We start from the raw sequence: 25847 nt of genomic DNA, 5'->3' as shown, positions 1-25847 counted from the left end.
CTTTCTGATAATAAATACGCAAAGGAGGTCAAAAATTGATGAAATTAATTATAGAAGCGTTGCAAAAATGACGGCACTTCTACTAATGAATCTAAAACTGCTACAGTCTTTTGTTTTAATTCTTCATCCGGCAATAGCAGATCCGGTACCATAATCACCGGAATTCCCGCAGCATAGGCGGCTAAAATACCATTTTGAGAATCCTCCAAAATAACCAAGCGTTCTTTCGGCAGTTGCAGACGCTGTTGCGCGACTTCAAAAATTTCCGGATCAGGTTTTGCTCGCACAACATCTTCAAAGGATATGATTTCCATAAATTCATGGCTTAGATTTGAAACTGCCAATAATCGATCGATTACTTCCCGTTGATTGCTAGAGGCAACCACACGGGGAAGACCGGCATCATCCAATGCACGCAGCAATTCCCGTACCCCCGGTTTTAAACTGGCTTGTCCCGCCTCAAACATTTCAAGCGTTTTACGGTACGATTGTTCAATAAATTGTTGGACATATTCCGTACCAAAGGTTTCATCAAACAACCGATGATACCCTTCCCATACCTCCTCGTCTGACACCCCAAGAAATCGTAGATACAACGCTTTGTCGTAAGGAATCTTCAACTCATCTGCAACGATTTGTGTTGCTTCGTAATAAATCATTTCCGTGTCAAAAATCAATCCGTCCATGTCAAAAATGACACCTGCTAATCTATTCATTGATCTCTCCCATTTCCAGTAATAATTTTCGCACATCTGAAACAAAATACAATGATCCAGTAATCAACAATAAATCTTCACTGGTCATTTTTTCTAATATTTCTGCTAAACCAAATTGCCACAAGGAAACGATTGATACCCGCTCATTATTTGGCACAACAAAATTATCATTGAGGGAGATTGCTTTGGGATGGTCAAAGGTTGTCAGATAAATCTTCGCCTTTGGAATTTCCAAAAGAAGATCCAGCATCTCCTGTACATTTTTTGTCGTAATGGCAGAAAACAGAATACTGATTTGATAGTCTTTAAACTCTTTTTTCATGGTCTCCACGAGTCTCTTGACTGCGTGAACATTATGGGCACCGTCAATCATAATCAGCGGTTCTTGACTCAAACGCTCCATTCGCGCCGGCCATTTTGCGCGTTTCAGCCCATTCACAATGTCTTTGTTTTTCAGCGGCAATTGTTTCATTTCACAAAAAAGTTCAAACAACTGAATCGCCAATGCCGCATTTTCTGGCTGATGAGAACCAACAAGAGGAATACTTAAATTGGTCCGTTTTCCCAGCTTGCTTGAATACGTGAATACTTCTCCCCATTCTTCATCCGGATGTAAGTAGTTAACGTGATAGGCTTCACCTAACGAATAAATTGGCGCATTTTCTCGCTGTGCTTTTTGAGTGATGACTTCAAGAGCCGCTTCCGGAATATTCCCAGTGACTACGGGGACATTCTTTTTGATGATTCCTGCCTTTTGTGCAGCAATTTCTTCAATCGTATCTCCCAGCATGTCCATATGATCCATTCCGATTGTTGTAATCCCGGTTAAAAAAGGGGCCACAACATTGGTAGAATCCAACAAACCGCCGATGCCCACTTCGACGACTGCTACATCTACTTTTTTCTCCAGAAAATAATCGAAGGCCATTGCTGTAATCAATTCAAATTCTGTAATATCACCCAATCCGGCATTTTGATTGATATCTTCCACAAAAGGTTGATATTTATTGACATAACGGACCAAATCTTCATTTGAAATATCTGAGCTATTAAGTTCAATCCGATCATTAAAGCGAATAATAAAAGGCGATGTAAAGGTTCCCACGGTCAGCCCGGTTTCTTCTAACATACTGCGCAAATAGCTAACCGTTGATCCTTTGCCGTTCGTTCCCGCAATATGAATCACCGTTAATTTTTTTTCTGGATGTCCTACTCGATCCAATAACGCATTAACCCGCTCCAAACCCGGACGGGGACCATTCATTAGCCGATTGTGAATCCAGGTCACCGCTTCCTCTCCAGTTTTGACCATTTACTCACCCCATTTTCTTTTTGTAGTTTTATTATAACAAACTTCCGATTAAAAGCAGTAAAAACCAGATTCAAAAAAACCAAGAGCACTCGTCTCTTGGTTTCCTGATTAATCAAAATGAATCGTACGATACCATGCTTCCTGATGGTGTTGGTAGGCTTGAGGATTGCCACCTGTCAGAGCAAAGCCACTGACTGCGATCACTCCACCAATGGCTACCAATGCAAACCCGATTTTCCATAACCGCTTAAAATTCATAACTTGGCACCTCGTCTTTCCCACGTCTTAATAAAAATTGAAAAGATTTTCGTGTGAGTTTAAGAATACCGACTCCTACTTGATAGGTAAAGAGAAAAGAAAGTAGGCCGACACCTATAAATGCCACACCGATTCCAAATTGTGTTAAAAAGAGAAACAAGCCATCTTGTAACGCAAAGAAACTCATTAAAACGGAAAAACCGCCTCCTAAAATCCCCGCTATGAAAAATGAACCGGAGATCATCACCGGCAGCCACAACAAAATGTAGCCGGTAAAGACTAAACTCAAGACTACTAAAAGCAGACTTCCCCAAAGTGGAAAGCCTAAAACTAACAGCGTTCCTGTCAACCAATTCATTTTTCGTTTTGGACGACTGTTTTTAAACCCGGACTGTCGCAAAATTTCTTCCGGATCCTCCAGCATCAAAACTGCTTCATACTCACTGTAGCCTTTTGCAACCAGTCCTTCGATGATTTCCTCATACCGATTTAAAATAATTGCTTTTTCCTGCGGGTCAACATCGTCCGGCAATAATCGCAACAATTCCGCCAAAAATAATTTCTTGTCCATCCCTGAATCCTCCTTTACTTCTCCACTATACGAGAAAAAGAGCGCAGACACATCCGACCAAAGGCTGAAAAAAAGGAGCGAGACCCTCGTCTCACTCCTAGTAAACTAGCCTTCAATTGTTCGTAATTGTTGGATTCGTTCTTGAACTGCTTGTTGTTTTTCAAGGTAATCTTTTTCTTTTTCACGTTCCTGATCGACAACCTCTGCCGGTGCACTAGCAACAAAGCGTTCATTTGCTAATTTTCCTTGTACTCGTTTAACTTCTTTGTTCCACTTATCCAATTCTTTTTCCAGCCGAGTAATTTCTTCTTCGATGTTGATTAATCCGGCTAACGGCAAATAAATTTTTGCGCCGGTCAAAACAGCAGACATTGCTAATTCTGGTGCTTCCACCTTTTCTGAAATTACCAACTCTTCTGGATTGCAGAAACGTTCGATATAGTTTTTATTTTCAACCAAGAATTGATCAATTTCTTTATCTGTCGTATGGATTAGCAGAGTGATCGGTTTTGATAATGGTGTATTGACTTCTGAACGGATATTGCGGACCGAACGAATCAATTCCTTCAATACTTCCATCCCTTTTGCCGCTTTTTCATCAGTAAATTCTGCATGAACCACTGGATATTCCGCAACCACCAATGAGGTTCCTTGATGAGGCAGTTTGCTCCAGATTTCTTCCGTCACAAAAGGCATAATCGGATGAAGCAGCCGTAAAATTTGATCTAGCGTGTAAACCAAGATGCTTTTATTGGTTTGTTTTGCTGCATCCTCTTCTCCATACAATATTTCTTTACTCATTTCAATGTACCAGTCACAAAAATCATCCCAGATGAAGTTGTACAATTGACGACCCGCTTCACCAAATTCAAAACGGTCAAACAATTCAGTGACTTTTTCTATGGTTTCATTCAAACGAGTCAAAATCCAGCGATCGGCCACGGTTTTTTCACCAGATAAATCAATTTCGTCGTAGGTCATATCTTCCACATTCATCAAAACAAAACGAGAAGCATTCCAGATTTTATTGATAAAGTTCCAAGCGGCGTCCATTTTTTCATAACTAAAGCGTACGTCTTGTCCCGGTGCAGAACCATTTGACAAGAACCAGCGCAACGCATCAGCACCATATTTTTCGATGACTTCCATCGGATCAATCCCATTACCTAAGGATTTACTCATCTTCCGACCTTGTTCATCCCGAATCAAGCCGTGAATCAAAACATTTTGGAAAGGACGTTCCCCGGTAAATTCCAAACTTTGGAACATCATTCGGCTAACCCAGAAGAAAATAATATCGTATCCTGTCACTAATGTGCTGGTTGGGAAGTAGCGTTGGTAGTCTTCGCTAGTCGTATCCGGCCAGCCCATCGTTGAGAAAGGCCACAAAGCAGAGCTGAACCATGTATCCAACACATCAGGGTCTTGCACCCAATTTTCTTTGTCCGCAGGAGCTTCCATGCCAACGTACATTTCGCCGGTTTCTTTATGATACCAAGCAGGGATTTGATGTCCCCACCATAATTGACGAGAAATAACCCAATCGTGGACATTTTCCATCCACCGCAAAAAGGTTTGGTTAAACCGTGGTGGAAAGAATTCTACTGCGTTATCCGTTTCTTGATTTACCATCGCTTGTTCTGCCAAAGGAGCCATCTTAACAAACCATTGGGTAGAAAGTCTTGGTTCAACGACTACCCCGGTTCGTTCCGAATGACCAACGCTGTGGATCATGGTTTCAATTTTGACTAATCGTCCCAGTTCCTTCAAGTCAGCAACGATAGCTTTACGAGCGGCGAAGCGATCCATACCGGCATACTTACCAGCTAGTTCGTTCATCTTGCCGTCTTCTTCCATTACATTGACCCGTGGCAAATCATGGCGATTACCGACCTCAAAGTCATTCGGATCATGAGCAGGCGTGATTTTTACAACACCTGTACCAAAATCCATATCTACATATGCATCCGCAATGATTGGAATTTCTTTGTCTACCAATGGCAAAATGACTGTTTTTCCAATCAGCTCTTGGTACCGGACATCATCAGGGTGAACCGCCACTGCCGTATCTCCCAACATCGTTTCTGGACGTGTCGTCGCAATTTCAACTTCGCCACTGCCGTCTGACAAGGGGTAGGTCATATGGTAAAAGGCACCCTCAATATCTTTATGGATAACCTCAATATCAGAAAGGGCCGTCCGTGCTTGCGGATCCCAGTTGATAATATATTCCCCACGATAGATCAGTCCTTTTTCAAAAAGGGTTACAAACACTTTGCGAACTGCTTCGGACAATCCATCATCCAAAGTGAAACGTTCTCGGCTATAATCCAGGGAAAGTCCCATCTTTGCCCATTGTTCCCGAATATGTCCTGCGTATTCCTCTTTCCATTCCCACACTTGGTCAACAAATTTTTCCCGACCAAGATCGTAACGGGAGATGCCTTGTTCCCGTAATTTTTCTTCTACTTTTGCTTGTGTGGCGATTCCCGCATGGTCCATTCCCGGTAACCATAAGGTGTCAAAGCCTTGCATCCGTTTTTGACGGATCAGCATATCTTGTAACGTCGTATCCCATGCGTGTCCTAAATGCAATTTCCCGGTAACATTTGGTGGGGGGATCACGATTGAATAAGGTTTTGCTTTTTTGTCGCCGCTTGGTTTAAACAGATCTTGGTCCAGCCATTGTTGATAACGACCGGTTTCTACCTCTTGAGGATTGTACTTGGTCGATAAATTTTTTTCTGTCATCTCAATTCCTCCTGTGTTCTCATTGTAAAAAAAATATCCTTGCGGCAAGCCGCTAAAAAAATAAAAAAGTCCTAAAATGCTTTCGCATCTTAGGACGTAAATTACGCGGTACCACCTAAATTGCAGCAAATTTTGCTGCCTCTTATCTGGTGTGTTAACGATCACCACTCGTTTGATCCTACTGCCTTCAGATCAAAGACTCCCAAGCTACCTTCACTAAGTCTAACGTAAAAGTCTTTCAGCAAGCGACTTTCTCTCTTGAACGAGTTCTTAGCTACTCCTCTTGTTCTTCATCATGGTTTATTCTACAATGAAGTTTTTTGAAAGTCAATCAGATTAGGGCATTGGCTGCGGCAAGCGCCTGCTCATAGTTTGGTTCTTGCGAGATTTCTTGGCTGATTTCTTGGTACTGAACCACACCCTTCGAATCCAATACAAAAATTGCTCGCGCCAAATGACCAAATTCAGGAATCCATAATCCATAGGCATCGCCAAATGAATGGTCCGTGTCGTGCAACATCAACATATCAACACCTTCTTGCCCACACCACGCTGCTTGCTGCTCTTTTGTATTATTGGAAATCGTCACAAAATGAATTGCCGAAATTTTGCTGGCTTCTTGATTGAAGCGTTTTGTCTGCAAGGCACAAACCCGAGTATCAATGTCAGGGATGACACTCAAAATCGTTGGTTTTCCTTTAAAATCAGGTAATGAATGACTTTTTTCCTGCAAGTCCGGCAACTGAAAAAAAGGTGCCTGTTCTCCAACTTGCGGCTGTTTGCCGGGAACCTTGTACATCGTTCCTTTTCGCGATACTTCTAAAGACACTGTAATTCCTCCTATGATTGCTTACTTCACACTGGATAGTCAGCCTATTACTTTGGGTATCTTTACAGTATAGTAGACAAAAATCAAAACAACAAAAAAATTGCCTAGCGGGTTGCTTCGCCTTGATAATTCTGATCGAAAAAAATCAACGTCTGTAATTCTGTCGTCAAATCAATGTATTGTACATGAACATTGGCTGGTACTTCCACACGATCAGGTGCAAAATTTAAAATAGCCGTGATGCCGGCTGCTACAATCTGATCAATCGCCCACTGGGAATAGTGGCTCGGCACGGTGGAGATTGCAACTGTCAATTCTTTTTCTTTCACAACCGCCGCCAAATTACGAACATCCTGTACTACATGTCCATCGATTTCTTTCCCAATGATTTCAGGATTACTATCAAAGACGCTGACGATCGTTAAATTTTCATTGCGGCGAAAATTATTATTAGCTAAGGCTTTTCCCAAATTACCAAAACCGATCAATGCGATCCGTTTTTCATCATTTGTATCTAAAATACTATTAAAAACTTCGATCAAATAGCTGACTTCATAGCCGTATCCGCTGCGGCCCAACTCTCCTAAATGAGAAAAATCCCGGCGAATCGTCGCAGAAGGAATCTGGGTGAGCTCACTGAATTCTTTCGATTTGATACGGGTTACCTCTGCATTTTTTAACATTTTTAAATACCGGAGATACAAAGGCAGCCGTTTTGCTGTCGCTTTGGGGATCGTTCTTAATTTTGTTTCTTCAACCATAACGGAACTCCTTTGTTAATTATTTCACATAATAAGTTTAGCATGAGATATCCTAGTCTGCAAGCGTTTTTAGTTCAAAATGAAAAACAATCGCCAAATAATTTTTGACGATTGCTCATTCATTCTATTTATTTTCAAAAGGCAGATAAATCAAAGTAATTCTTCAAATTCTGCAGTTTGACTGCCTTCGATGCGGTCAATTTTCAAGTTTTCCAACGCACGAACCATCATCCCTTCGATATCCAAGCGTTCTTCGTATTCCTGCACTTTATCCAAGCGAGGGCGTGTTTTTGGTTGAGGGGGAGCAAAAATCGTACAGCAGTCTTCAAAGGGTTGGATCGCCAATTCAAAAGTATCGATGCGTTCCGCAATTTCGATGATTTCCAATTTATCCATCGTGACTACCGGCCGAATAATTGGTGTCGTAGTTACCTCATTGATTGCTACCATACTTTGTAGAGTTTGTGAGGCTACTTGCCCCAAGGACTCGCCATTGATGATGACCAGGCCCTTACGCATCTCACGAATCGCATCCGTTAAGCGGAGCATCATTCGTCGAGTCAGTGTCATCCAATACCCTTGTGGCACGTGGCGTTTGATTTCTTCTTGCACTTCAGTGAAAGGTACTTCGATAAATTGAATACTGCCCACATATGGAACCAATTTTTCAGTCAAATCCTTGGCTTTTTTTAACGCCTGCTCACTAGTATACGGAGGGCTGGCAAAATGGACGGCTTCGATTTCTACGCCCCGTTTCATCGCCAAGTAACCCGCCACCGGTGAATCGATGCCACCTGAGAGCATCAGCATGCCACGACCGCTGGTTCCAACCGGTAAACCGCCAGCACCTTTGATCGTTTCATAAGAAAGATAGGCACCATCCAAACGAATCTCTACTCGTAAATTGATTGTTGGTTTTTTCATTTGAACTTGAATCTCAGGAAAAAGATCAAATACTGCATTCCCTAAAACTTGATTCAACTCATTGCTGTCTAGCTCAAAATCATGGTCGCTACGTTTTGCCGTGATTTTAAACGTTTCCTTTCCAGTATAGATTTCCTGCATCACTTCTTGCACAGCTTCTTTCAAAGCCGGAACCGTTTTAGCGACTTGGATACTAGGAGAAAAATTTTGGATACCGAAAACTTTTTGCAATTTAGGAATGATTTCATCACTATCAGCGCCATTCAAAAGCAGGTGCATGCGATCTCGTTCAGCATGGATTTTTACTGCTGGAAAATCCGACAATGTCCGGCGAACATTTTCTGCCAACTGCATAATAAAACTGCGGCGATTTTTTCCTTTGGTGGATAGTTCACCATAACGAACCATAATTTCTGTATATTTCACGTGATAGACTCCCTTAGGTATTAAATTTTCACTACATATATCCTCCCACTTGCTTTTTTAGTCAAAGTGGAACGACCATCCTTTTTTTTTGGACTATTCTTCTTAGTTGATTTTAGAAAATTTTTGGTAGAGTTGATTGAAAATAATCAGGAATTGCTCAACCTCTGCCATCGTATTGCTTTCATCTAAGCTGATGCGGACGGCTGAGGTGGCAAGGGCATTGGGTACATGCATGGCATGCAGGGTACTGCTTGCCATCTTCTTTCGGCTGGAGCAAGCGCTCGTTGTAGAAAGGTAAATCTGTTTTTCTTCGAACGCATGCACCATTACTTCCCCACGAATACCTTTAAGGGCGAAACATAAAATATGGGGGGCAAAATTTTCTTCCTCAGAAAAAATCGTTACTTTATCATATGCTGCCAAAGCAGTATGCAAATAAGTTTTCAAAAGCTGCACATGTTGAGGCCGTTCTGCTTTTTTTTCTAAAGAAAGGCGCAATGCTTTTGCCATTGCGACGATGCCCGGCACACTTTCCGTTCCACTGCGATGATTTTGTTCCTGACCGCCACCCGTCAACAACGGAGCGATTTTCCGACCTTTTCGCCAGTAAATAAAACCGACTCCTCGCGGTCCGTGAAATTTGTGAGCAGAAAACGTTGCAAAATCCACTCGATCGGTCAGCCATTTTTCTTGGGGAACTTTGGTGATTGCCTGTACGGCATCCACATGAAAATGAATCTTAGGATGATTCTTCAATACTTCACTGATTTCCCTGATTGGTTGAATCGAACCGATCTCATTATTGACTGCCATAATTGAAACTAAAATTGTTTCTGAACGAATCAGTTTTTCTAATGCGGCAACATCTACGAATCCAGCGGCATCTACCGGTGCAATACTGATATCAAAGCCAAGCTCTTGCAATTGTGCCGCAGTTTCTGAGACAGCCGGATGCTCAATACTAGAAATAATCATGTGGCGTCCGTAGGTTTGCTTTTCAATTGCGGTTCCTTTTACTACCCAGTTGTCCCCTTCTGTCCCACCGGAAGTAAACCAAATCTCCCCAGGTGCAACAGAAAGCAATTCTGCAATTTGCTTGCGGGCCTGCTGAAGCAGACGATCTGCCTGACTGCCTAAATCATGTAAGCTCGATGGATTACCAATGATCCGTTGACTGGTTTTTACATATGTATCAAGTGCCTGTGGAAAAATGGGCGTTGTTGCACTATTATCAAAATAAATCATGAAAAAATCCCTCTCTTTTGGAAATTCTTACCCATTATATACGCTGTGTCGCTTCCTTTCAAGGTACAGCTTTTTGTAAGCGATTTTCTTTTTATTCCATAAAAAAACTTGAAACACTCAAAGGAATGTTTCAAGTTCTGCATTTATACTAAATCACGGTTATTGAAGTAGAAACTTTCGATACGTTTGAAAGCACCGGGTTCTACCCGTTCCAAGGAAGCGCCGATTTCATCCAATGCTTCTTGGTAACGATAGTCTTTCGTAAACAGTTGAAGACTCTTGTCAATGGACGCCTTGATTTCTGGATGGGAATGGCGGTAACGATTGGCGTATTGCATCATTTGTTCCGTCAACGCTGCGGCATCCACAAGGTCATGGGTTTTTTCATCCAACAATTCTAAGTCTTCGTTACAAATATCAACCAGTTTGTTGACTTCTTCCATGTTGATTCGGATTTTATTCAAGGCTTTGCTTAATTCTTCTACACGATCCGTCGCTACAAAGAAGAATTCCAAATAATCTCCTGGCAAGCCAGGCAAGCGTTGTTTTTCCACGAAACGTTTTAAGTTGCGTAATTTGAATTCATATTGTTCCACTTTTTCCTGCGCAGCTTTTTCTCCCTTACGCAAGTCATGAAGAGAATCATCGATCTCTACCTGTTGGTTTTCAATGTCATCCAAAATCTTGTAAGCATCTTTGTAGAAAGATTGAACCTCTGAAAAAGGGATTTCGTGATGGGCCATCATCGGCTCGATCTCGCCATTGCGTTTTGCCAACTCATCAATTTCAGATTGGAAACCACGTACCCGGCCTAGCTCATTATGATTCAACGTATAGCTTTGTGCGGTGTGATCCAACTCGATCAATAGCTGACGATTATTTTTCGTTGCATGTTGGATATAATCTGTAATGACTTGTCGATTTTTAAGTACATATTTTTTCGAATCGATTTCCCGTTCCATTACCGTATAAAGAGAATCAATGGCACTTGAAGTATCCCGGTTAGCGACTTCTACTGCGTCGATCTCGGTCTTTTCCAAATCCTTCATGGAATTTTCCACTCGTTTTTTCACGCGATTGATTTCATCTTGGAAATTTTCTTCTGGGAACACGTAATGATCTGCCAACAAGCGTTTGTAGCCATCTTGAATTTCTTTTAACTGATCTGGGAAAGTTTTGTTCAGTTCTTCGTAAGCGGTTGGGATACGTTTGATTACATCATCCAACTCGTAAGTATGTTTTTCTGCTTTTTCCAGGACTTCTCTTGCTTCTACCGGGTCACCGGAGGTATTCAGTGTGACAAACTGTGTAAATTCGATTTCGATGTTTTTGATTTGTTTTTGTAATTCTGAATAGGCTGGACCGTATTCGTCACCATTTTCCCGTAACCCTTTTTTCAGGTCTTCGTAGATATCCAACGCTTTTTGGACTTCAAGGGAGTTGCGTTCTTCGCTTTCCCGTAGTTCCTTCAGACCGGCACGAATTTCTTCGACTTCTTTTTCCATGTGATCCATCGTTGCCTCTGCATCACCGATTGCCGTTTTCGCTTTAAGGAAGCGGAAGGTTTCATTTAAACTCTCAACTTCAAAAATTTGGCTTTCTAATTCAGCGAAATCACTGGTGGAGATATCCGTCCACTTTTGGTTCCATTCTCGAAAGGTATTCTGACTTTGTCCAACCAGATGCATTTTCTTTACATCATCGACTTCTTCGATCACTGGCAGATCAAACAGTTCTTCCTTTCGTTTCTCCAAAACTTTGAGGCGCTCCTCATTTTTCTTGCGCATGAAAAAACTAATCGAGTAGAGCACTGCCGCCACAACTATGACAGCAATTACGATTCCGATGATAACATTACTTCCCATTTAAAGTTCCTCCGCTTTCGAATATACAATGTTTGAAGCCTTAAAATAACTTTGGCTATGCTTATCTAATTGAAATTCTGCTTTTCTTCGCCTGTTTTCAACAAAAGGCATCTACGCTAGATTATATCACAAACCTATGTGGCAATCACTACGTAACGGAAAAAAACTTTTGACTTTTTTCATTGGGGGATTTTCATAAAACGACCTGATTACCAAGGTCTCTTTCTCCTTACTTTCCGTCATTTTTCAATTTATTTTTCATTTATTCTCTGAAAACTTGCTTTTTTTCTCATTTTTTTGTAATCTATATGAAATATAAAATCGAGGCGATAAGATGAAAGTAGCAAAATTTGGAGGCAGTTCACTGGCTTCTAGTGAACAGGTAAAAAAAGTAGTAGCAATCATCAAAGACGATCCCGAACGCAAATTCATCGTGGTTTCTGCGCCGGGAAAACGATCAGGCAAGGATACGAAAGTGACGGATCTGCTGATTCAATTATATAATGAAAAAATAGCGGGAAAAAATCTGGATGTACTATTGCAACTGATTTTTGATCGCTACAAAGAAATCGGTCAGGCATTTAATCTGTCCGAAGAAACGTTGAAAAAAATCTGGCAGGACCTGATGGCGTTAAAAACACTGGAAACCACAGATAATCCCCATCTCTATGATACGATTTTAGCAAGTGGTGAAGACAACAACGCTAAGCTGATTGCCGGAATTTTACAAGCGCAAGGCATTGCGGCACGCTATGTCAATCCGCAGGCTTTAGGCATTTTAGTTACTGATGAACCGGGGAACGCCCGTATCCTGCTGAAGGCTTACGAAAAAATCAATCAGTGGGCAACCTCTGAAGAAGTATTAGTCATTCCAGGATTTTTTGGCTATACCGAAGCAGGCAAAGTGTGTACTTTTTCCCGTGGCGGCTCTGACATCACAGGCTCAATCGTCGCTTCCGGGGTCAAAGCAGACCTCTACGAAAACTTTACTGATGTCGATGGTATCTACTCTGCCCATCCAGGATTTGTCTACCATCCTGAACTGATTAAAGAATTGACCTATCGGGAAATGCGGGAATTGGCTTATGCCGGCTTCACAGTTTTTCATGATGAAGCGCTCATGCCATCTTACCGGGCTAAAATTCCGGTAGTTATCAAAAATACCAATAATCCGATGGCTCCCGGAACAAAAATCACCAACCAACGGGATCGCCATGAAAAACCGGTGGTAGGAATCGCCAGCGATGAAGGATTTACGATGATTTATATCAACAAATACTTGATGAATAGAGAAATCGGTTTTACCCGCCGTATTTTGACGATCTTTGAAGATTTTGGTTTGGGTTACGAGCATATGCCTTCTGGAATTGATGATATTTCCATCGTTTTACGGGCGAATCAATTAACACCAGCAATTGAAGAAGAATTGCTGCGTACCATTGCCTATGAAATTGATCCTGATGAACTGCGAATCACCCATGACTTATCTATGATTATGGTCGTTGGTGAAGGAATGCGGCAACGGGTGGGGATCACTGCCGAAAGCACCGCTGCTCTTGCCCGCAAAAAAATCAACTTAGAAATGATCAACCAAGGTTCTTCTGAAGTTAGCATCATGTTTGGTATTCATAAGGATCAGGAAAAACTAGCTATTCGAACGTTGTATTATACCTTTTTCGATTAAAAAAATGGTCAGAAAAAACGAATTACTCGTTTTCTGACCATTTTTTTTGTTGCTCGATGGCTTTTCTAATCCGTGCTTCGGGGGCATGCTTTTCTCCCCAGTCCGCAGGTTTCAGCACTTTATTTGTTTCTGGATCATAGTGGGGCTTCCCGTCAGGAAAAAGTTTTGCCATGTTGGCTTCATGAACGATCGCCATGATCGGTTCCGGGTCCACGCCCAACAAGGAAAAGGAGCCATAAGTCAGATACAGCAAATCCGTTAACGCATCGACTTGCTCCACTAACGAATCTTCACTAGGCTTTCCTTTGGCAACAATTTTTGCCTGTCCATGATCAATCGCCTGATGGAGTGCTGCAACACCATCATTAAATACCTGCGAATCATTTCTACTGGCGGCATACAAAAATTCCACAAGCTCTTCGATTTTAAAGGCTGCTCGATGTCCTGCTTCTTCAGCTGAAAAAGCAGTTGGGTGTTGCGGCTTTCTAGGATCAAAAATATGGTGGAATTCTTCTGTCATTTCAAAGGGTTTCAATGGATCGTCTCCTATTCAATTACTTGGTAGTGACGCAACGCTTTCGCAATGCCATCTTGGTTGTTCGTATCTGTTACGTACACCGCTGTTTCTTTAACGATGGGCTGGGCATTTCCCATCGCAATTCCCACGCCCACGCCTTGCAGCATTTCAATATCATTCATGTGGTCGCCAAAGGCCATGGACTCAGAAACAGCAATACCGTGATGCTCCAAAAAGGCATGGATACCACGAATTTTAGAGCCGCCCTTTGGTACAATATCCACCGAATAGGGATTAGAACGCTGGAAGTCACACATTGGAAATTGCTGGATCAATTTTTCCGTTTCTCCCTGCACGCTTAGCATCATACATTGATAAATCGGTTGTTTCAAAATCGCCATTTTTTTATAATGGTTTTTGCTTTTGTAGAAGCTCAATTTTTGCAATGTCTGTTTTAAAATGGCTACCGGAAAATGCCGCGGCAAAAAGCGAATCATTTTTTTCCCTGCCATCGATTGACTCAACATCATCGTCCGACTGCCATCGATTTGATCCCGTGCTCCAAACATAATTTGGCGGCTATGGATATCTGCATAGTGAACGATTTGCCGCAAAGTCTCTTGTTGAAAGGCTTGTGCATGGATCGTTTCCTCTTTTGTATAAACCAATTGTCCGTTATAAGTCACGTACATATCTAATGGCAAGTCATTGAGCAACTCTGTGATTTTTACCGGACCCCGACCCGTAGCGACTCCGACAAAAATTCCCTTTGCCCGCGCTTGTTGAATGGCTTTTTTAGTACTTTCCAAAACTTCTCCCCGGCTGGAAAGCAAGGTACCGTCAATATCAAAAAAAATAGCTTTTATCATTGTTCTCCTCAAAATAAATCCAATTGACCTGGATTCAATCCTTGATAGGTCAAATTCATCCGTTCATTTAATTCCATCGCATTTTCTGCCGCATCGCCGCCTGCATTGTTGTTAAAAATCACTACCACATTTTGGGAATCCTCCGCCACTTTTTCAATCGTTGCCTGCAATTCTGCCAATTCAGTCTGTGAGTAATGATACAACGTTCGTTTGCTCTGAGCATCCGGACCTTTCGCCTGCCAGCCAACATCATTTCTTCCATGAAAACGGCAGAGTGTAAATGCGGAATTGGTGACAAAGGCATCCAACGGAACCGTAGTAGACAATTTTTTTGGTTCATCGATCACCGCCAGTGAAAACTGCTGGCTTGACATAAACTGTCGTGTTTTTTCAAGATAGCGGGGCTCATACCAAGAGTAATCCCGAAACTCAACAGCAAGGGACAGGTTTGGAAAGAGTTGCCGTAGCATTCGCAGATGCGCTACACTTTCTTTGGTACATTTAAATGTTGCCGGAAATTGGGCAAGAGCACAAAAAAGACGGTCACTGTCAATCATCGGTGCTAGATTTGTCAAAAATTCCTCTGCCATATCCTGCATCGTTTTTCCTTCCGGCAATTCGTCTTGGCAAGTCAAGCTGCTGGGAAGTTTCATAATAAATTGAAAGTTTTCGGGAATTTGAGTCAACCAATTCTCCACTACTGATTTTTTAGGAACAAAATAATAACTGGTATCTAATTCTACCACTGGTAAATGGCTGGCGTACTCAAACAACGTACTTTTCTTTTTTCCGGTCAAAAATTCGTGTTCATCAAATCGGGTCAAACCAACTCTGATCATCGTTCATTCATCACACCTATTTTTTTTCTTATTAAGATAGTATACAATAATTTTAGGAAAACAGTAAAGATTTGATTGGAGGAACATCACATGACCCGCATACTCATTTTACATACCGGCGGCACCATTGCCATGAAAGAAAATACCTTAACTGGAAAAGTCAGCCCTGATGTTGTCAACCCGTTGATGGATGCCAAAATTGACCTGCCTGACACAGCAGAAGTTATCGTGGAGGATATTTTTAATCTTCCTAGTCCTCACATTCAGCCTAGTCATATGCTGCAACTAAAGGAACGAATCCAGCTTGCTAAACTCGCCGGAATCGATGCTGTGGTGATCACTCATGGAACAGATACTTTAGAAGAAACGGCTTTTTTCTTGGATACTACAATCGGCAATCTGCTGCCGATTATCGTGACCGGTGCCATGCGCTCCAGCAATGAGTTAGGCAGTGATGGGTTGTACAATTTTGAAAGTGCTGTTCGGGTGGCTCTTGCACCGGAAGCAATCGGCAAAGGGGTTCTAGTCGTGATGAATGATGAAATCCACTCTGCCCGCTACGTGACAAAAACTCATACGACAAATGTGGCAACCTTTCGTACGCCAACGTTGGGACCTATCGGTTTGGTGACCAAAAATCGAATTATTTTTTTACAGGAATTATTACCCACGGTTCATTGGGATGTTGATACCGTGGAGGGCATTATTCCCATCGTCAAAGCGTATGCCGGAATGGACGGGGAATTATTTGAGGCGCTGGCTCAAAATCAAATTGATGGGTTAGTCATCGAGGCCTTGGGTGCTGGCAATCTGCCGCCGCAAACCTTGCCGCCCCTGCAAAAATTGCTGGAACAAAACATTCCCATTGTATTAGTTTCCCGCTGTTTCAATGGCATTGCAGAACCTGTTTACGATTATGAAGGCGGAGGGAAAGATCTTCAAGAACGAGGAATTATTTTTTGCAGTGGGATCAATTCACAAAAAGCCCGGCTCAAATTATTGATTGCCAAAAATCGTCAATTGACATCAGAGGCCCTCATTACTTTCATGGCTGATTAATCATCCGCCTTTTTCATAAAACAAAGCACGCTCCCTTGGCAAGGAAAGCGTGCTTTGTTTTATTTTTTCCATGTGATGACAGCTTCACAATAGGTTTGTTCTCCCATTCGAATATTGTGTCGGGTTTCTACTTGTCCATCCGCTAATGAAATAACTTCAAAATGGCTTTCAATCTCATGGCCATACTCAACTTCTTTATCAAAACGGACATTGACTTCTTGTGGCACATGAGCGCTGAGAAATTCATAGCCTAATACATCGATCATCCAATTAAAATACATCGCATTGTTGACGTGCTGATTGCTGTCGATATCGTAGAAACGAACCCGATAGGTCAAACTTTTTCCCGTTTCAATTGCCGGAATTTTCGGATACCGTTTGATTCGTTTAATTTTTTCACTTTCATAAGGCGCAATGATTTCTTCAGGAACACTGCTCATTTTGCGATTTTCAATATCCATCAAAACGAAAACTGATTCCATTTTCACCAGTTCATTGCCTTCTTGATCCTGCAGCCAAAAATTTCGGTAACAAAAGTACTTGTTGTAGGCAGTGGCTTCTGTCGTGACAAGAATCGTTTCCCCTACGCGAGGCAATCGAGTAATCGTCATCAGGTAATTCGTGATGACCCAAGTCAGCCCGAAAGAACGGACGAACGCCGAATCCCGCTCCAAAAATGCACTTTGCTCTTCGGAAGTCTTGATTGCCACACCGATCATTGCCGGAAAGGTCATGGTTTGGTTCACGTCACATTCATAATAAGCGACTTCATGCTGGTTCGTGTATTTTGCCAAAATTTGCCTCCTAAAATTCAATAGATTTTGCTCTAATACCTTTAAGTATAGCAGAAACTGCAGGAATCGTCCCTGCAAAAAAAGAAGAATCAGTTTCCCGATTCTTCTTTTTGCACTTCTTTTGTTATGCTAATGCGCCCATAGGATCCCAAGGTGCTAAAACTTGTGGATCTGCGTCAAAAGCGGCTTGTTGTTCTGGAGTCAGAAAGTCTTTGCGAACAACGATTTGGTAGGTAAACTCATCCATCCACGCATCGCTCATGACGAAGAAGCCGTTGTCACCAACTTTTTCTCCCCAGCTGTTTTCAACTTTCCATTTGGTTGATTGACCTTCTACCAAATCAACACCCGTCAATACCATCGCATGGGTCATCAAACTTTCGCCAAAATCTAGGCGTTGCGCTTTGGTCATGGTAAAGTCGACATCAAACAACTCATTCATGGAATAAGCATCTAGGGACATGATTCCTGAATCCCGCGTCGAAGATTGACCGACATCACAGCCAAACCAGACAGATTCCCCTTGTTCCAACTGCGCAATCGCTAATTTTTTGAAGGTTGTCATATCCACATTCAAATAACGAACGTCTTTCCCACCCACAACATTTCCTAACATTTCGACCGTGTAAGAACGGTTAAATGGTTTGTCTGCAGTCGGTGCATTGATGATGCTGACATAGTTGTCTAAATCCACATCCACATATTTTTTGTAAAAGGTTTGTGGTGTCAGAGCTTGATCCAGATGGTAATTTTTTTCTTCGTCACGGTATTCAAAATCAAAGCTTTCTGGTGGTGTGCCTAAAGAAATGGCTAGAAAATCATACACATCTTGAAGCATTTTCCCTTTTTCTGCTTGGATTTCTCCCGCTGTTTTTCCATCTGCTACAAGTTGGCGCAATGCGACAGCATCTTTCCGCAATTTTTTATTTAAAAAGGTGTTCAAATCCCGTGAATTTGACGAATTGCTACTTTCTGGCATTGCTGTTTTAGGAACGACCCCGTATTTTTCAAAAATCGAGACCATCATGTCCCATTGTCCACCGTCTTGTTGAGGGGTTTGCAGCAAGAAGGCAACCTTCCGGCTTGTTACGTCTTCCTTTGCAGTTGCTAAAATATTTTCATAAAAGTAATTGGCTTTTTCGTATTTATCCCAGAAGAAGGTATAATTTTGAGAAAGTTCAAAATCCTTCAATTGGAAAGTGTTCAACATTTTATGACGGAAGGTGTTTAACGCTGCAAACATCCAGCAACGACCGGATTGTTTTTGGTTGGCAACTTTCCCAGTCGCTACATCCACAGAAAAAACCGGAACATTATTGACCTGTGCGCTGACATTTTCCGCAGAAGCCTTGATTCCATTTTTTACCACTGTGCGTTGTAGTGCCAAGTGTTTCTTATTTGCTGCAAAATCTGCAGCAAAGTTTGTAGTCATTTCTTTTGAAATTTCAGACATTTTTTTCATCCTTTCACGTACTAATCTTCCTCATTTTACTCCTCAAAGCCATGGAAAACAAGATTTGCGGGAATATTCAGAAAATTATTTTCTATTCATGAAAGAAGATCAGCTATCGGGTGCTGTCATAGTCAGCCAATCCACCAACGCATCCAGTTTTGTTTGAAGCCGTTGATACGCCTCCGCCATTTTCCCTGAGGACAAAACAATCGTCAAAAGAACACTTCCAAGAAAAAGTCCGCATAATCCCAGCATTGTCAACTTGGTTTCTTCGATGGCCACCGCGCGCAATCCTTTGATGAAAAAGCCCTGCAAAAGATACACCAGCAACGTATTGGCGCCCCACCTTGTCAAAATGAGCTGTTTGCGGGGAACCAGCGCCAGCACCCCATAGGTTCCGATCAATCCCAACGCCAGCATCAGCATCCGTACCGCACTTCCCAACAAAGGCGAAGCCAAAAATTCTTCGTAAGGTTTCGAACCAAAAACCATGTATTTATTCAAATATTCAATGTTACGGATAAAAAGAAAAATGAAAAACAATCCGGCGATTCCTAAAAGACGATGACTTCCCCGTCTAATGTTATCCACCTGTTCTTTTGTCACATAATGTCCAATCACAAAGAAAGGCAAAAACGCAAAAGTTCGCTGCAACGTCAAATCTCGAGACATGAAAGGCAGATACCCACTTAACAAACTCAAAATAAAGCTGAGGGTGATACCAACTTCCGGTCGGAGATATTGAAAAAGATACAAGGACAACTGCCAGAAAAATAAACTAAGCAGAAACCACAGCGACCATTGGGGAACCAGCAGCTCCCACGAAAATTCCCGCTGTAAACCGATCAGAGAATAATAAGCGGAATAAATCAACTGGAACAAAATATAAGGCAATACCAATTTTTTGAATAATTTTTTGATATTTCCCGGACGATTAAAATTTTTAGTAAAGAAGCCGGCAATCAAAATAAAGGCAGGCATATGAAATGTAAAAATGAAATAATAAAGATCTGTATAAAAAGGATGGTCTTCAATAAATGGCTGCAACAGATGGGTAAAGACCACCAGAATCATCAAAAAAAATTTTGCATTATCAAAATAAGGTTCTCTATTTTGTTTCTTCATGAGGGAAACTCCTTTCGAGCCTTGATGTTTCACTTATTTTCCTTAAAAAAGCTTACTCTCTATTTTAAAATAACATTATTTCCATCCCATTACAGCTACTTAACAAATAGTCATCGATTGCTTTTATGTATCGGTTGTATTAATATATATAATACAAAGAGGTGAAGAATATGTTGTTAGAAATCGATAGTCGCTCCGAGGAACCGATTTATCGGCAAATCAGCGATCAAATCATTTTGGGAATCGCCCGTGGTGATTTACAGGTGAATGAACAGCTCCCCTCCGTTCGTCAATTAGCCGACGAATTAGGTGTCAACATGATGACCATCGCCAAAGCCTACACCTTTTTAAAAGAAGCCGGTTACCTGATTACGGATCGTCGTAAAGGGACCACCGTTCGACTCCCAGAAAACTATCGGGAAGAGACCCAGCAGGACTATCAAAACCAGTTGGCGGTCCTTTTAGCTCAAGCCGTTTTACATCATCGCTCCGAGAAACAAATTTTAGCAGACGTTCACCATTATCTAAAAGAATTCACCGAAGGAAGGGACTAGCATGCGTATATTTTTAGTCGGCATTTTTATCATTATTCATGTTGTAATGGCACTTTCACTGCGTTTAGCAGGCACACCGCATAATCACGTCTTGTTGGAAAATACCTTAGCACCCCATCACTTAAATGCACCGGAAGTCGTAGCAATCGCGAAGGAGTATAAACTCCGGCTGCTGCAAATTGCCATTGGTCTGAGTATTTTCAGTTTTTTGATGTTACTGCCAAAATACGAAGCCTTCGTAATGACCCTGCTTTGGGTAAATTTGCTGCTACTTTCAGTGTATTATATTTGCGAAATTCTGTACATTCGCAAGCTGCATCGGCTGATCGTTGAAAAAAATTGGCAACTACCTATTGAACCGATTCTTATTGACACCCAGCTCATTCAAACAAAAAATAAAAAACTCGTCTCTTGGCTTTGGTTCCTGCCCTCCCTTGCCCTGTTGATAATTGGCAGTGTACTGACCCTGCAAAAAGATTCTCTCACCACATGGCCTTTATTGTTCAGTACTGCGCTCATTTGGCTGCTATTTATTATTTTCTGGTACTCTCTTTCTCGTTTATCCGTTCGTCCGATGACGAATGACCAAAAAATCAACCGGCAATACAACGATCTGACAAAACATTACTGGTCTCTTTTGACAGTGACCGGTGCTTACATGATTCTTCCGATCCTCTATTTGCCTTTATTCCGTCTGGATATTTCTGGGTGGGCAGGAAAACTGTGGGTCGGTGCTGGGCTTTTTATCTTGATTGCAAGTGCTTTTGCCAGTATCGGCTTTTTACTGCGATTACGTCAAAAACAAGATCAACTGCTAAGTCAGATTCCAGATTACCGTTATATGGGGGAAGATCAGTACTGGCGGTATGGCGTCTACATCAATCCTAATGACACTCGTTTGTTTTTGCCGGACCGGATTGGAATGAATATGTCTGTCAATCTTGGCCGTCCTGTTGGTAAACTGATTATGGGAGCGGTTGGCCTTTTGCTAGTGGGTGTGATGGTAGCAATCTTATCCACATCTTATCTCTACGACTTTACTGCCGATCCTTTTAAGTTTTCACTAGAAGAAAACCAGGTGGAATTAACTGCTCCTTTAGCCACTTCTTCTACTATTCCAGTAGAGAAAATTGAATCCGTCACATTGATTGACCATATAAACGGAGCGGTCGTTCGTACCAATGGCTATGGCACAGAAAATTATTCAGTGGGACATTTTCAAGTGGATGGCAAATCGGCGAATTTCTATCTCTCCATGCAATCTAAGCCCATTCTACTAATCAAAACCAAAAAAACCGATTATTATTACACCAACAAGAATCCCGAATTGACCAAAGAAGCTTACGAAAAACTACGATAAAAGCACTCCTCTCAAAAAAAGAAAGAGCCTTCTGGTGAGCAGAAACTTGCTACAGCGACAATAAATAAATAGGAGCCGCCAAAAAATGGCGTCTCCTATTTATTATTTAACTCCGGCAGTAGGACTCGAACCTACGACATCATGATTAACAGTCATGCGCTACTACCAACTGAGCTATGCCGGAAGAATGTACCCATATAATACCAACTCTTTAATTTTTTGGCAATCGTTTTCCATTTCGTTTGGTGATTTTTTTGTTTCCTTCAAAAAATTGATCCTTCTCACCAATTTTCCATTGACAAACGGACCAGTATCAAGTATTCTATATCTTGTGTTAAATAACAGGCCGCTTTAGCTCAGCTGGTAGAGCGCATCCATGGTAAGGATGAGGTCGTCGGTTCAAGCCCGACAAGTGGCTTAAAAATTTCTTTGAAAAAACGCTGAACCTGTCCACGGTTTCAGCGTTTTTTCGTACATAAAATTCAAACGAAAGAAGGATTTCTTATATTTATTCGTCCTAGTATCCCAACAGATAAGCCACTGCTACAAAAAATTTTTTACGACAGTCGAAAAGCGGCCTTTTTTTGGGAAGACTCCGCCAAGTACCAATTAACGGATTTCGACCAAAGCACACAAGAAGAACTAGTACTTGTCGCCCAAGACCAGGAAAAAATCTGCGGCTTTATTTCCCTCTACCTTCCAGAAAATTTTATCCACAATCTTTTTGTCGCACCTGAAGCAACCGGTCAGCATATTGGCAAACAATTATTGACAGCCGGACTTGCTCGGCTTGAGCGACCGGCTCGATTAAAATGTGTTTCCAAAAATCAATTGGCTTTAGCTTTCTATTTGAAAAATGGTTGGGAAAAAGAATGGGAGACCATCGCCCCAGAGAATTATTGGAATTTAATTTACACCAAAGAAAAATAATCTGCCACTGCTTGTGGCGTAGCAAATAATTTTTCTGCTCCTGCTGCCGCTAATTCCTCTTGACTGCCAAAACCATACAAAACGCCAGCGGTCGCCAATCCGTTTGCCTTTCCTCCCAGAATATCATGTTTACGGTCACCAATCATCACGGCGGCTTCTTTGTCGATTGCCGCCGCCTCCAGCGCATACGCCAGCACATCTGCCTTAGCCGCTCGTTTCCCTTCCATATCTGCACCATAAATGCCTGTAAAATACTTTTCAAATCCCAGCACTGCTAAAATTTCTTCCGCAAAGTGCTCCGGTTTGGAGGTAGCAAGATACAGTGTTTTTGTTTCCGACAACTTAGCCAAAGCTTCTGGAATCCCCTCGTAAACCACGATTTGCTTGATACCCTCTTTTGCATAGTTTTCCCGATAATACCTGACTGCTAGTTCCAAGTGTTTATCCGATAATCCAATCTTTTTAAAAGAATCCGCTAAGGGCGGTCCGATAAATGACCGCAGCTGTTCCTCCTCTAAAGTTGGTCCGTTGATTTTAGCCAATGAATAGCGAATGGAGGAAAAAATTCCCTGACTCGAATCAATCAAGGTGCCATCCAAATCAAAAAATAAACATTCTTTCACGTATTTCTCTCCTTTTTATTTCTTCCAAATTTATTTTCAATTCCTACTATACACTAAAATCTATAAAACAAAATAATTGCGGAAAAAAATGAAATCCGATATACTTACTTTTAGTAAGAAATATAAAAGTGAAATTTATTGGAGGCCAAATTTATGGATACACAAATTAGAGGATTACACCATGTTACCGCAATGACATCAAGCGCAGAAAAAATCTATCGTTTCTTCACGGATCTTTTAGGCTTACGTTTAATCAAAAAAACCGTCAACCAAGACGATATTGAAACTTACCATTTATACTTTACCGATGATTTAGGTTCAGCCGGTACCGATATGACCTTTTTCGACTTTCCTGGCATTCCTAAAGGGACAAAGGGAGCAAATTCGATTTCCCGTACCTCTTTCCGCGTAAAAAACGATGCTGCACTAGATTATTGGGTGGATCGTTTTAATCAAAATAATGTCGATCACGGTGAAATTCAAGAACGTTTCGGCAAAAAATATTTGGAATTTGAAGATTTTGACAACCAACGCTACCAATTGATTTCTGACGAAAAAAATCAAGGTGTTGCTGCCGGTACTCCTTGGAAAAATTCCAATGTTCCTGCCGAATCAGCAATCATTGGCTTAGGCCCAGCTTTTGTTACCGTTCAAAACTTTGAACACATGCAACTTGTTTTGGTCAATGTACTAGGCTTCAAATTAGTTGACGCAGAAGGCAGCTTCCATCTTTTTGAAATCGGTGAAGGCGGAAACGGCGCAAGCATCATCGTTGAACATCGGACAGATTTGCCGCTTGCCGGTGAAGGCTTTGGAAATGTCCACCACTTGGCTTTACGGGTAGCTGATAAAGAAGCCCTTGAATGGTGGATTGATCGCATCAACCAGCTTGAATTCCCTAATTCCGGCTACACAGAGCGTTTCTACTTTGCTTCTGAATACTTTATGGCAGCACCGCAAGTTTTATTTGAATTAGCAACAGATGGTCCCGGTTTCCTAGAAGACGAAACCTATGAAGCTGCCGGAGAAATTTTATCCTTGCCACCATTCTTAGAACCAAAACGCAAAGAAATCGAGGATTACGTTCGCCCATTTGATACTTCAGATGCAAATAAAAAACGTCAATAATCATTTTTCTAAGCACCTACAAAAATAAAAAAACTGGGCATCCATTTGTGATTCCCAGTTTTTCTCTTACTAAAACGGAGGATTTCATGCTACATTACCAAGCAAACCAACTTACCCAAAAACAAAATTATAAATTCTTGACCGGAACAGTAGCCCCACGCCCAATCGCCTGGATTACTACAAAAAACAACCAGACAGATGTAATCAATGCTGCACCCTTCAGCTACTTTACAGTTGTTGCCAGCAAACACCCCCTTGTCTCCCTCTCCATCAATCGTAAAGAGGGGAAAACCAAAGATACTGCCAATAATCTTTTGGAAAATGGTGAAGGGGTCATTCATTTAGTTACCCCTTCCGTTCTTCATGATATGAACCAAACCGCCGCAACGCTTGCTCCGGCAGAAAGCGAACTGGCTCTGATTGACCAAACACTCGTGGATAGCCAGCAGGTAGCTGTTCCCGGATTTGAAGAACCATTGATTCGAATGGAAGTAAAACTGCATCAATACGTTCCTATTATTGTTGACGAAACTACCATCAGTGACCTTTTTATTCTTGAAGTGACAGACTACTACTTCAATGAAACAATTTTCGATGAGGAAAAAGAATATATTTTAACAGAAAAATTACAGCCAATTTCTCGGCTCGCCGGCAATTTCTATGGCCATCTTGGAAAAACAGAAGAAATTTCTCGTCCACAATAAAAAGAACAGGGGAGCGAAACTTGCCTCTCTGTTCTTTCTTTTTATTTTCCACTTATTTCCGCAAATCAACGATTGGTACAAAGTTATCCAGGACACCACCAGGGCTTCCCAATTTCAAGACTTGTAATCGCTGATCCACAGTAAAAATCATTTCTTCTGCCATGTATAGCTTTGAATATTCCTTGATGTAGATCTTCCCGATTTCACTAGCTATTGCTGCCTCGTAATCACTCAAATCTTGTTCTTCTGATAGGACCAATAAGCGAAAACTGGTATCTAATGAGCAAACACCCATCTTAGAATACTTTCCAACGCCGTCATCCAGATCCAATACAATGACTGCTTTTTCTGAAAGAAATGGCGCCAACTTTACTTTTGCCTCTTTGCTGAATTGAATATTCATCAAATTACCTCCCTACAACAATCTTGTTGGACTGATCGTAACACAGACCAGCTTTTTCCTACCAACAATCTGTTTGAAGATTCTTCAGAGCACAAAAAAAGAGATAGCCTGTGCTATCTCGAAATTACTCCGGCAGTAGGACTCGAA

General features: G+C 41.6%; 25 protein-coding genes, 2 tRNA genes and 1 other annotated feature. Of the genes, 8 read left to right on the top strand and 19 right to left on the bottom strand.

Features of this window, described 5'->3' with window-relative positions; genetic code table 11:
• Positions 1-44 precede the first annotated feature (44 nt).
• The 10 genes from BAU16_RS02790 to ezrA form a co-directional block, all read right to left on the bottom strand.
• The gene (locus BAU16_RS02790) at positions 45-716 is read right to left on the bottom strand and encodes an HAD family hydrolase (RefSeq protein WP_161526390.1); all 672 of its coding nucleotides are present in this window, start codon (positions 714-716) and stop codon (positions 45-47) included.
• Complete coding sequence (locus tag BAU16_RS02785; RefSeq protein ID WP_137605783.1) at positions 709-2028, bottom strand: bifunctional folylpolyglutamate synthase/dihydrofolate synthase; 1320 nt, start codon at positions 2026-2028, stop codon at positions 709-711. The genes BAU16_RS02790 and BAU16_RS02785 overlap by 8 nt, the downstream gene beginning before the upstream one ends.
• A 108-nt stretch (positions 2029-2136) precedes the next feature.
• Positions 2137-2286 carry a hypothetical protein gene (locus BAU16_RS02780; RefSeq protein WP_156171213.1) on the bottom strand — a complete coding sequence of 50 codons (150 nt, stop codon included), beginning with the start codon at positions 2284-2286 and terminating at the stop codon, positions 2137-2139.
• The gene (locus tag BAU16_RS02775; protein WP_161526389.1) at positions 2276-2857 is read right to left on the bottom strand and encodes a DUF1700 domain-containing protein; all 582 of its coding nucleotides are present in this window, start codon (positions 2855-2857) and stop codon (positions 2276-2278) included. Before BAU16_RS02775 ends, BAU16_RS02780 begins: the two co-directional genes overlap by 11 nt.
• 105 nt (positions 2858-2962) lie before the next feature.
• Positions 2963-5608, bottom strand: a complete 2646-nt coding sequence (locus tag BAU16_RS02770) for a valine--tRNA ligase (protein ID WP_161526388.1) — start codon at positions 5606-5608, stop codon at positions 2963-2965.
• An 87-nt stretch (positions 5609-5695) separates the two neighbouring features.
• Positions 5696-5908: a binding site (T-box leader), on the bottom strand.
• Between the two features lie 31 nt (positions 5909-5939).
• Positions 5940-6437, bottom strand: coding sequence for a thiol peroxidase (tpx, locus tag BAU16_RS02765; protein ID WP_261795779.1), 498 nt, complete (start codon positions 6435-6437; stop codon positions 5940-5942).
• A gap of 104 nt (positions 6438-6541) precedes the next feature.
• Complete coding sequence (locus BAU16_RS02760) at positions 6542-7198, bottom strand: redox-sensing transcriptional repressor Rex (RefSeq protein WP_048604680.1); 657 nt, start codon at positions 7196-7198, stop codon at positions 6542-6544.
• Positions 7199-7348: 150 nt separating this feature from the next.
• Complete coding sequence (thiI, locus tag BAU16_RS02755) at positions 7349-8548, bottom strand: tRNA uracil 4-sulfurtransferase ThiI (protein ID WP_161526387.1); 1200 nt, start codon at positions 8546-8548, stop codon at positions 7349-7351.
• A gap of 102 nt (positions 8549-8650) precedes the next feature.
• Entirely contained in the window at positions 8651-9793 is a 1143-nt protein-coding gene (locus tag BAU16_RS02750; RefSeq protein ID WP_161526386.1) for a cysteine desulfurase family protein, read from the bottom strand.
• A gap of 143 nt (positions 9794-9936) precedes the next feature.
• Positions 9937-11658 carry a septation ring formation regulator EzrA gene (ezrA, locus tag BAU16_RS02745; protein WP_048604677.1) on the bottom strand — a complete coding sequence of 574 codons (1722 nt, stop codon included), beginning with the start codon at positions 11656-11658 and terminating at the stop codon, positions 9937-9939.
• A 334-nt stretch (positions 11659-11992) separates the two neighbouring features.
• Between ezrA and BAU16_RS02740 the strand changes: the two genes are divergently transcribed.
• The gene (locus tag BAU16_RS02740) at positions 11993-13342 is read left to right on the top strand and encodes an aspartate kinase (protein ID WP_048604676.1); all 1350 of its coding nucleotides are present in this window, start codon (positions 11993-11995) and stop codon (positions 13340-13342) included.
• Positions 13343-13364: 22 nt separating this feature from the next.
• Here the strand turns inward: BAU16_RS02740 and BAU16_RS02735 are convergent, their stop codons facing one another.
• Genes BAU16_RS02735 through BAU16_RS02725 form a run of 3 tightly spaced genes read right to left on the bottom strand, consistent with a single transcriptional unit; the run spans position 13365 to position 15567 of the window.
• A complete protein-coding gene (locus BAU16_RS02735) occupies positions 13365-13877 on the bottom strand; it encodes an HAD family hydrolase (RefSeq protein ID WP_231586081.1) in 513 nt (170 codons plus the stop codon).
• 11 nt (positions 13878-13888) lie between these two features.
• Positions 13889-14728 carry a Cof-type HAD-IIB family hydrolase gene (locus tag BAU16_RS02730; RefSeq protein ID WP_137605776.1) on the bottom strand — a complete coding sequence of 280 codons (840 nt, stop codon included), beginning with the start codon at positions 14726-14728 and terminating at the stop codon, positions 13889-13891.
• 8 nt (positions 14729-14736) lie between these two features.
• Positions 14737-15567, bottom strand: a complete 831-nt coding sequence (locus tag BAU16_RS02725; RefSeq protein WP_161526385.1) for a DUF72 domain-containing protein — start codon at positions 15565-15567, stop codon at positions 14737-14739.
• A gap of 90 nt (positions 15568-15657) precedes the next feature.
• Here BAU16_RS02725 and BAU16_RS02720 point away from each other — a divergent pair, with 90 nt between their 5' ends.
• On the top strand, positions 15658-16626 hold the full coding sequence (locus tag BAU16_RS02720) for an asparaginase (protein ID WP_161526384.1): 969 nt from the start codon (positions 15658-15660) through the stop codon (positions 16624-16626).
• Positions 16627-16685: 59 nt separating this feature from the next.
• On the opposite strand, the gene BAU16_RS02715 is transcribed toward BAU16_RS02720, so the two are convergent.
• The 3 genes from BAU16_RS02715 to BAU16_RS02705 form a co-directional block, all read right to left on the bottom strand.
• Positions 16686-17423, bottom strand: a complete 738-nt coding sequence (locus BAU16_RS02715; protein WP_048605320.1) for an acyl-ACP thioesterase domain-containing protein — start codon at positions 17421-17423, stop codon at positions 16686-16688.
• A gap of 121 nt (positions 17424-17544) precedes the next feature.
• Positions 17545-18873 carry an aminopeptidase C gene (locus BAU16_RS02710; RefSeq protein WP_161526383.1) on the bottom strand — a complete coding sequence of 443 codons (1329 nt, stop codon included), beginning with the start codon at positions 18871-18873 and terminating at the stop codon, positions 17545-17547.
• A gap of 108 nt (positions 18874-18981) precedes the next feature.
• Complete coding sequence (locus tag BAU16_RS02705; protein WP_137605773.1) at positions 18982-19998, bottom strand: acyltransferase family protein; 1017 nt, start codon at positions 19996-19998, stop codon at positions 18982-18984.
• Between the two features lie 170 nt (positions 19999-20168).
• Here BAU16_RS02705 and BAU16_RS02700 point away from each other — a divergent pair, with 170 nt between their 5' ends.
• Together BAU16_RS02700 and BAU16_RS02695 are read left to right on the top strand one after the other, a co-directional pair.
• Positions 20169-20552, top strand: coding sequence for a GntR family transcriptional regulator (locus BAU16_RS02700; RefSeq protein WP_161526382.1), 384 nt, complete (start codon positions 20169-20171; stop codon positions 20550-20552).
• 1 nt (position 20553) lies between these two features.
• Positions 20554-21912 carry a PH domain-containing protein gene (locus BAU16_RS02695; RefSeq protein WP_161526381.1) on the top strand — a complete coding sequence of 453 codons (1359 nt, stop codon included), beginning with the start codon at positions 20554-20556 and terminating at the stop codon, positions 21910-21912.
• A gap of 110 nt (positions 21913-22022) precedes the next feature.
• Here BAU16_RS02695 and BAU16_RS02690 read toward each other — a convergent pair.
• A tRNA-Asn gene (locus BAU16_RS02690) sits at positions 22023-22096 on the bottom strand.
• 161 nt (positions 22097-22257) lie between these two features.
• Here BAU16_RS02690 and BAU16_RS02685 point away from each other — a divergent pair.
• Both BAU16_RS02685 and BAU16_RS02680 read left to right on the top strand, forming a co-directional pair.
• Positions 22258-22330 (top strand) — tRNA-Thr (locus BAU16_RS02685).
• A gap of 62 nt (positions 22331-22392) precedes the next feature.
• Positions 22393-22842: a GNAT family N-acetyltransferase gene (locus BAU16_RS02680; RefSeq protein WP_307723033.1), complete on the top strand. Its 450-nt coding sequence runs from the start codon at positions 22393-22395 to the stop codon at positions 22840-22842.
• Here the strand turns inward: BAU16_RS02680 and BAU16_RS02675 are convergent.
• Positions 22824-23465 carry an HAD hydrolase-like protein gene (locus BAU16_RS02675; protein ID WP_161526380.1) on the bottom strand — a complete coding sequence of 214 codons (642 nt, stop codon included), beginning with the start codon at positions 23463-23465 and terminating at the stop codon, positions 22824-22826. The genes BAU16_RS02680 and BAU16_RS02675 overlap by 19 nt on opposite strands.
• A gap of 153 nt (positions 23466-23618) precedes the next feature.
• Here BAU16_RS02675 and BAU16_RS02670 point away from each other — a divergent pair, with 153 nt between their 5' ends.
• Both BAU16_RS02670 and BAU16_RS02665 read left to right on the top strand, forming a co-directional pair.
• The gene (locus BAU16_RS02670; protein WP_161526379.1) at positions 23619-24593 is read left to right on the top strand and encodes a ring-cleaving dioxygenase; all 975 of its coding nucleotides are present in this window, start codon (positions 23619-23621) and stop codon (positions 24591-24593) included.
• Positions 24594-24679: 86 nt separating this feature from the next.
• Positions 24680-25297 (top strand): flavin reductase family protein, encoded by a 618-nt coding sequence (locus tag BAU16_RS02665; protein WP_048604666.1) that lies wholly within the window; start codon positions 24680-24682, stop codon positions 25295-25297.
• A gap of 52 nt (positions 25298-25349) precedes the next feature.
• Here BAU16_RS02665 and BAU16_RS02660 read toward each other — a convergent pair whose 3' ends face one another.
• On the bottom strand, positions 25350-25700 hold the full coding sequence (locus BAU16_RS02660) for an iron-sulfur cluster biosynthesis family protein (protein ID WP_161526378.1): 351 nt from the start codon (positions 25698-25700) through the stop codon (positions 25350-25352).
• Positions 25701-25847 lie beyond the last annotated feature (147 nt).

It is taken from the genome of Enterococcus sp. JM9B (assembly GCF_009933265.1).
Lineage (GTDB): Bacteria > Bacillota > Bacilli > Lactobacillales > Enterococcaceae > Enterococcus_C > Enterococcus_C songbeiensis.
Note: the sequence above shows the minus strand (reverse complement) of the source record. Positions and strands in the feature narration are given on the sequence as shown.

Excerpts from the sequence above, each read along its gene's own strand:
- BAU16_RS02790 (WP_161526390.1), bottom strand. The coding sequence starts at position 716 with ATGAATAGATTAGCAGGTGTCATTTTTGACATGGACGGATTGATTTTT.
- BAU16_RS02785 (WP_137605783.1), bottom strand. The coding sequence starts at position 2,028 with ATGGTCAAAACTGGAGAGGAAGCGGTGACCTGGATTCACAATCGGCTA.
- BAU16_RS02780 (WP_156171213.1), bottom strand. The coding sequence starts at position 2,286 with ATGAATTTTAAGCGGTTATGGAAAATCGGGTTTGCATTGGTAGCCATT.
- BAU16_RS02775 (WP_161526389.1), bottom strand. The coding sequence starts at position 2,857 with ATGGACAAGAAATTATTTTTGGCGGAATTGTTGCGATTATTGCCGGAC.
- BAU16_RS02770 (WP_161526388.1), bottom strand. The coding sequence starts at position 5,608 with ATGACAGAAAAAAATTTATCGACCAAGTACAATCCTCAAGAGGTAGAA.
- BAU16_RS02760 (WP_048604680.1), bottom strand. The coding sequence starts at position 7,198 with ATGGTTGAAGAAACAAAATTAAGAACGATCCCCAAAGCGACAGCAAAA.
- BAU16_RS02750 (WP_161526386.1), bottom strand. The coding sequence starts at position 9,793 with ATGATTTATTTTGATAATAGTGCAACAACGCCCATTTTTCCACAGGCA.
- ezrA (WP_048604677.1), bottom strand. The coding sequence starts at position 11,658 with ATGGGAAGTAATGTTATCATCGGAATCGTAATTGCTGTCATAGTTGTG.
- BAU16_RS02740 (WP_048604676.1), top strand. The coding sequence starts at position 11,993 with ATGAAAGTAGCAAAATTTGGAGGCAGTTCACTGGCTTCTAGTGAACAG.
- BAU16_RS02730 (WP_137605776.1), bottom strand. The coding sequence starts at position 14,728 with ATGATAAAAGCTATTTTTTTTGATATTGACGGTACCTTGCTTTCCAGC.
- BAU16_RS02725 (WP_161526385.1), bottom strand. The coding sequence starts at position 15,567 with ATGATCAGAGTTGGTTTGACCCGATTTGATGAACACGAATTTTTGACC.
- BAU16_RS02720 (WP_161526384.1), top strand. The coding sequence starts at position 15,658 with ATGACCCGCATACTCATTTTACATACCGGCGGCACCATTGCCATGAAA.
- BAU16_RS02710 (WP_161526383.1), bottom strand. The coding sequence starts at position 18,873 with ATGTCTGAAATTTCAAAAGAAATGACTACAAACTTTGCTGCAGATTTT.
- BAU16_RS02705 (WP_137605773.1), bottom strand. The coding sequence starts at position 19,998 with ATGAAGAAACAAAATAGAGAACCTTATTTTGATAATGCAAAATTTTTT.
- BAU16_RS02700 (WP_161526382.1), top strand. The coding sequence starts at position 20,169 with ATGTTGTTAGAAATCGATAGTCGCTCCGAGGAACCGATTTATCGGCAA.
- BAU16_RS02695 (WP_161526381.1), top strand. The coding sequence starts at position 20,554 with ATGCGTATATTTTTAGTCGGCATTTTTATCATTATTCATGTTGTAATG.
- BAU16_RS02670 (WP_161526379.1), top strand. The coding sequence starts at position 23,619 with ATGGATACACAAATTAGAGGATTACACCATGTTACCGCAATGACATCA.
- BAU16_RS02665 (WP_048604666.1), top strand. The coding sequence starts at position 24,680 with ATGCTACATTACCAAGCAAACCAACTTACCCAAAAACAAAATTATAAA.
- BAU16_RS02660 (WP_161526378.1), bottom strand. The coding sequence starts at position 25,700 with ATGAATATTCAATTCAGCAAAGAGGCAAAAGTAAAGTTGGCGCCATTT.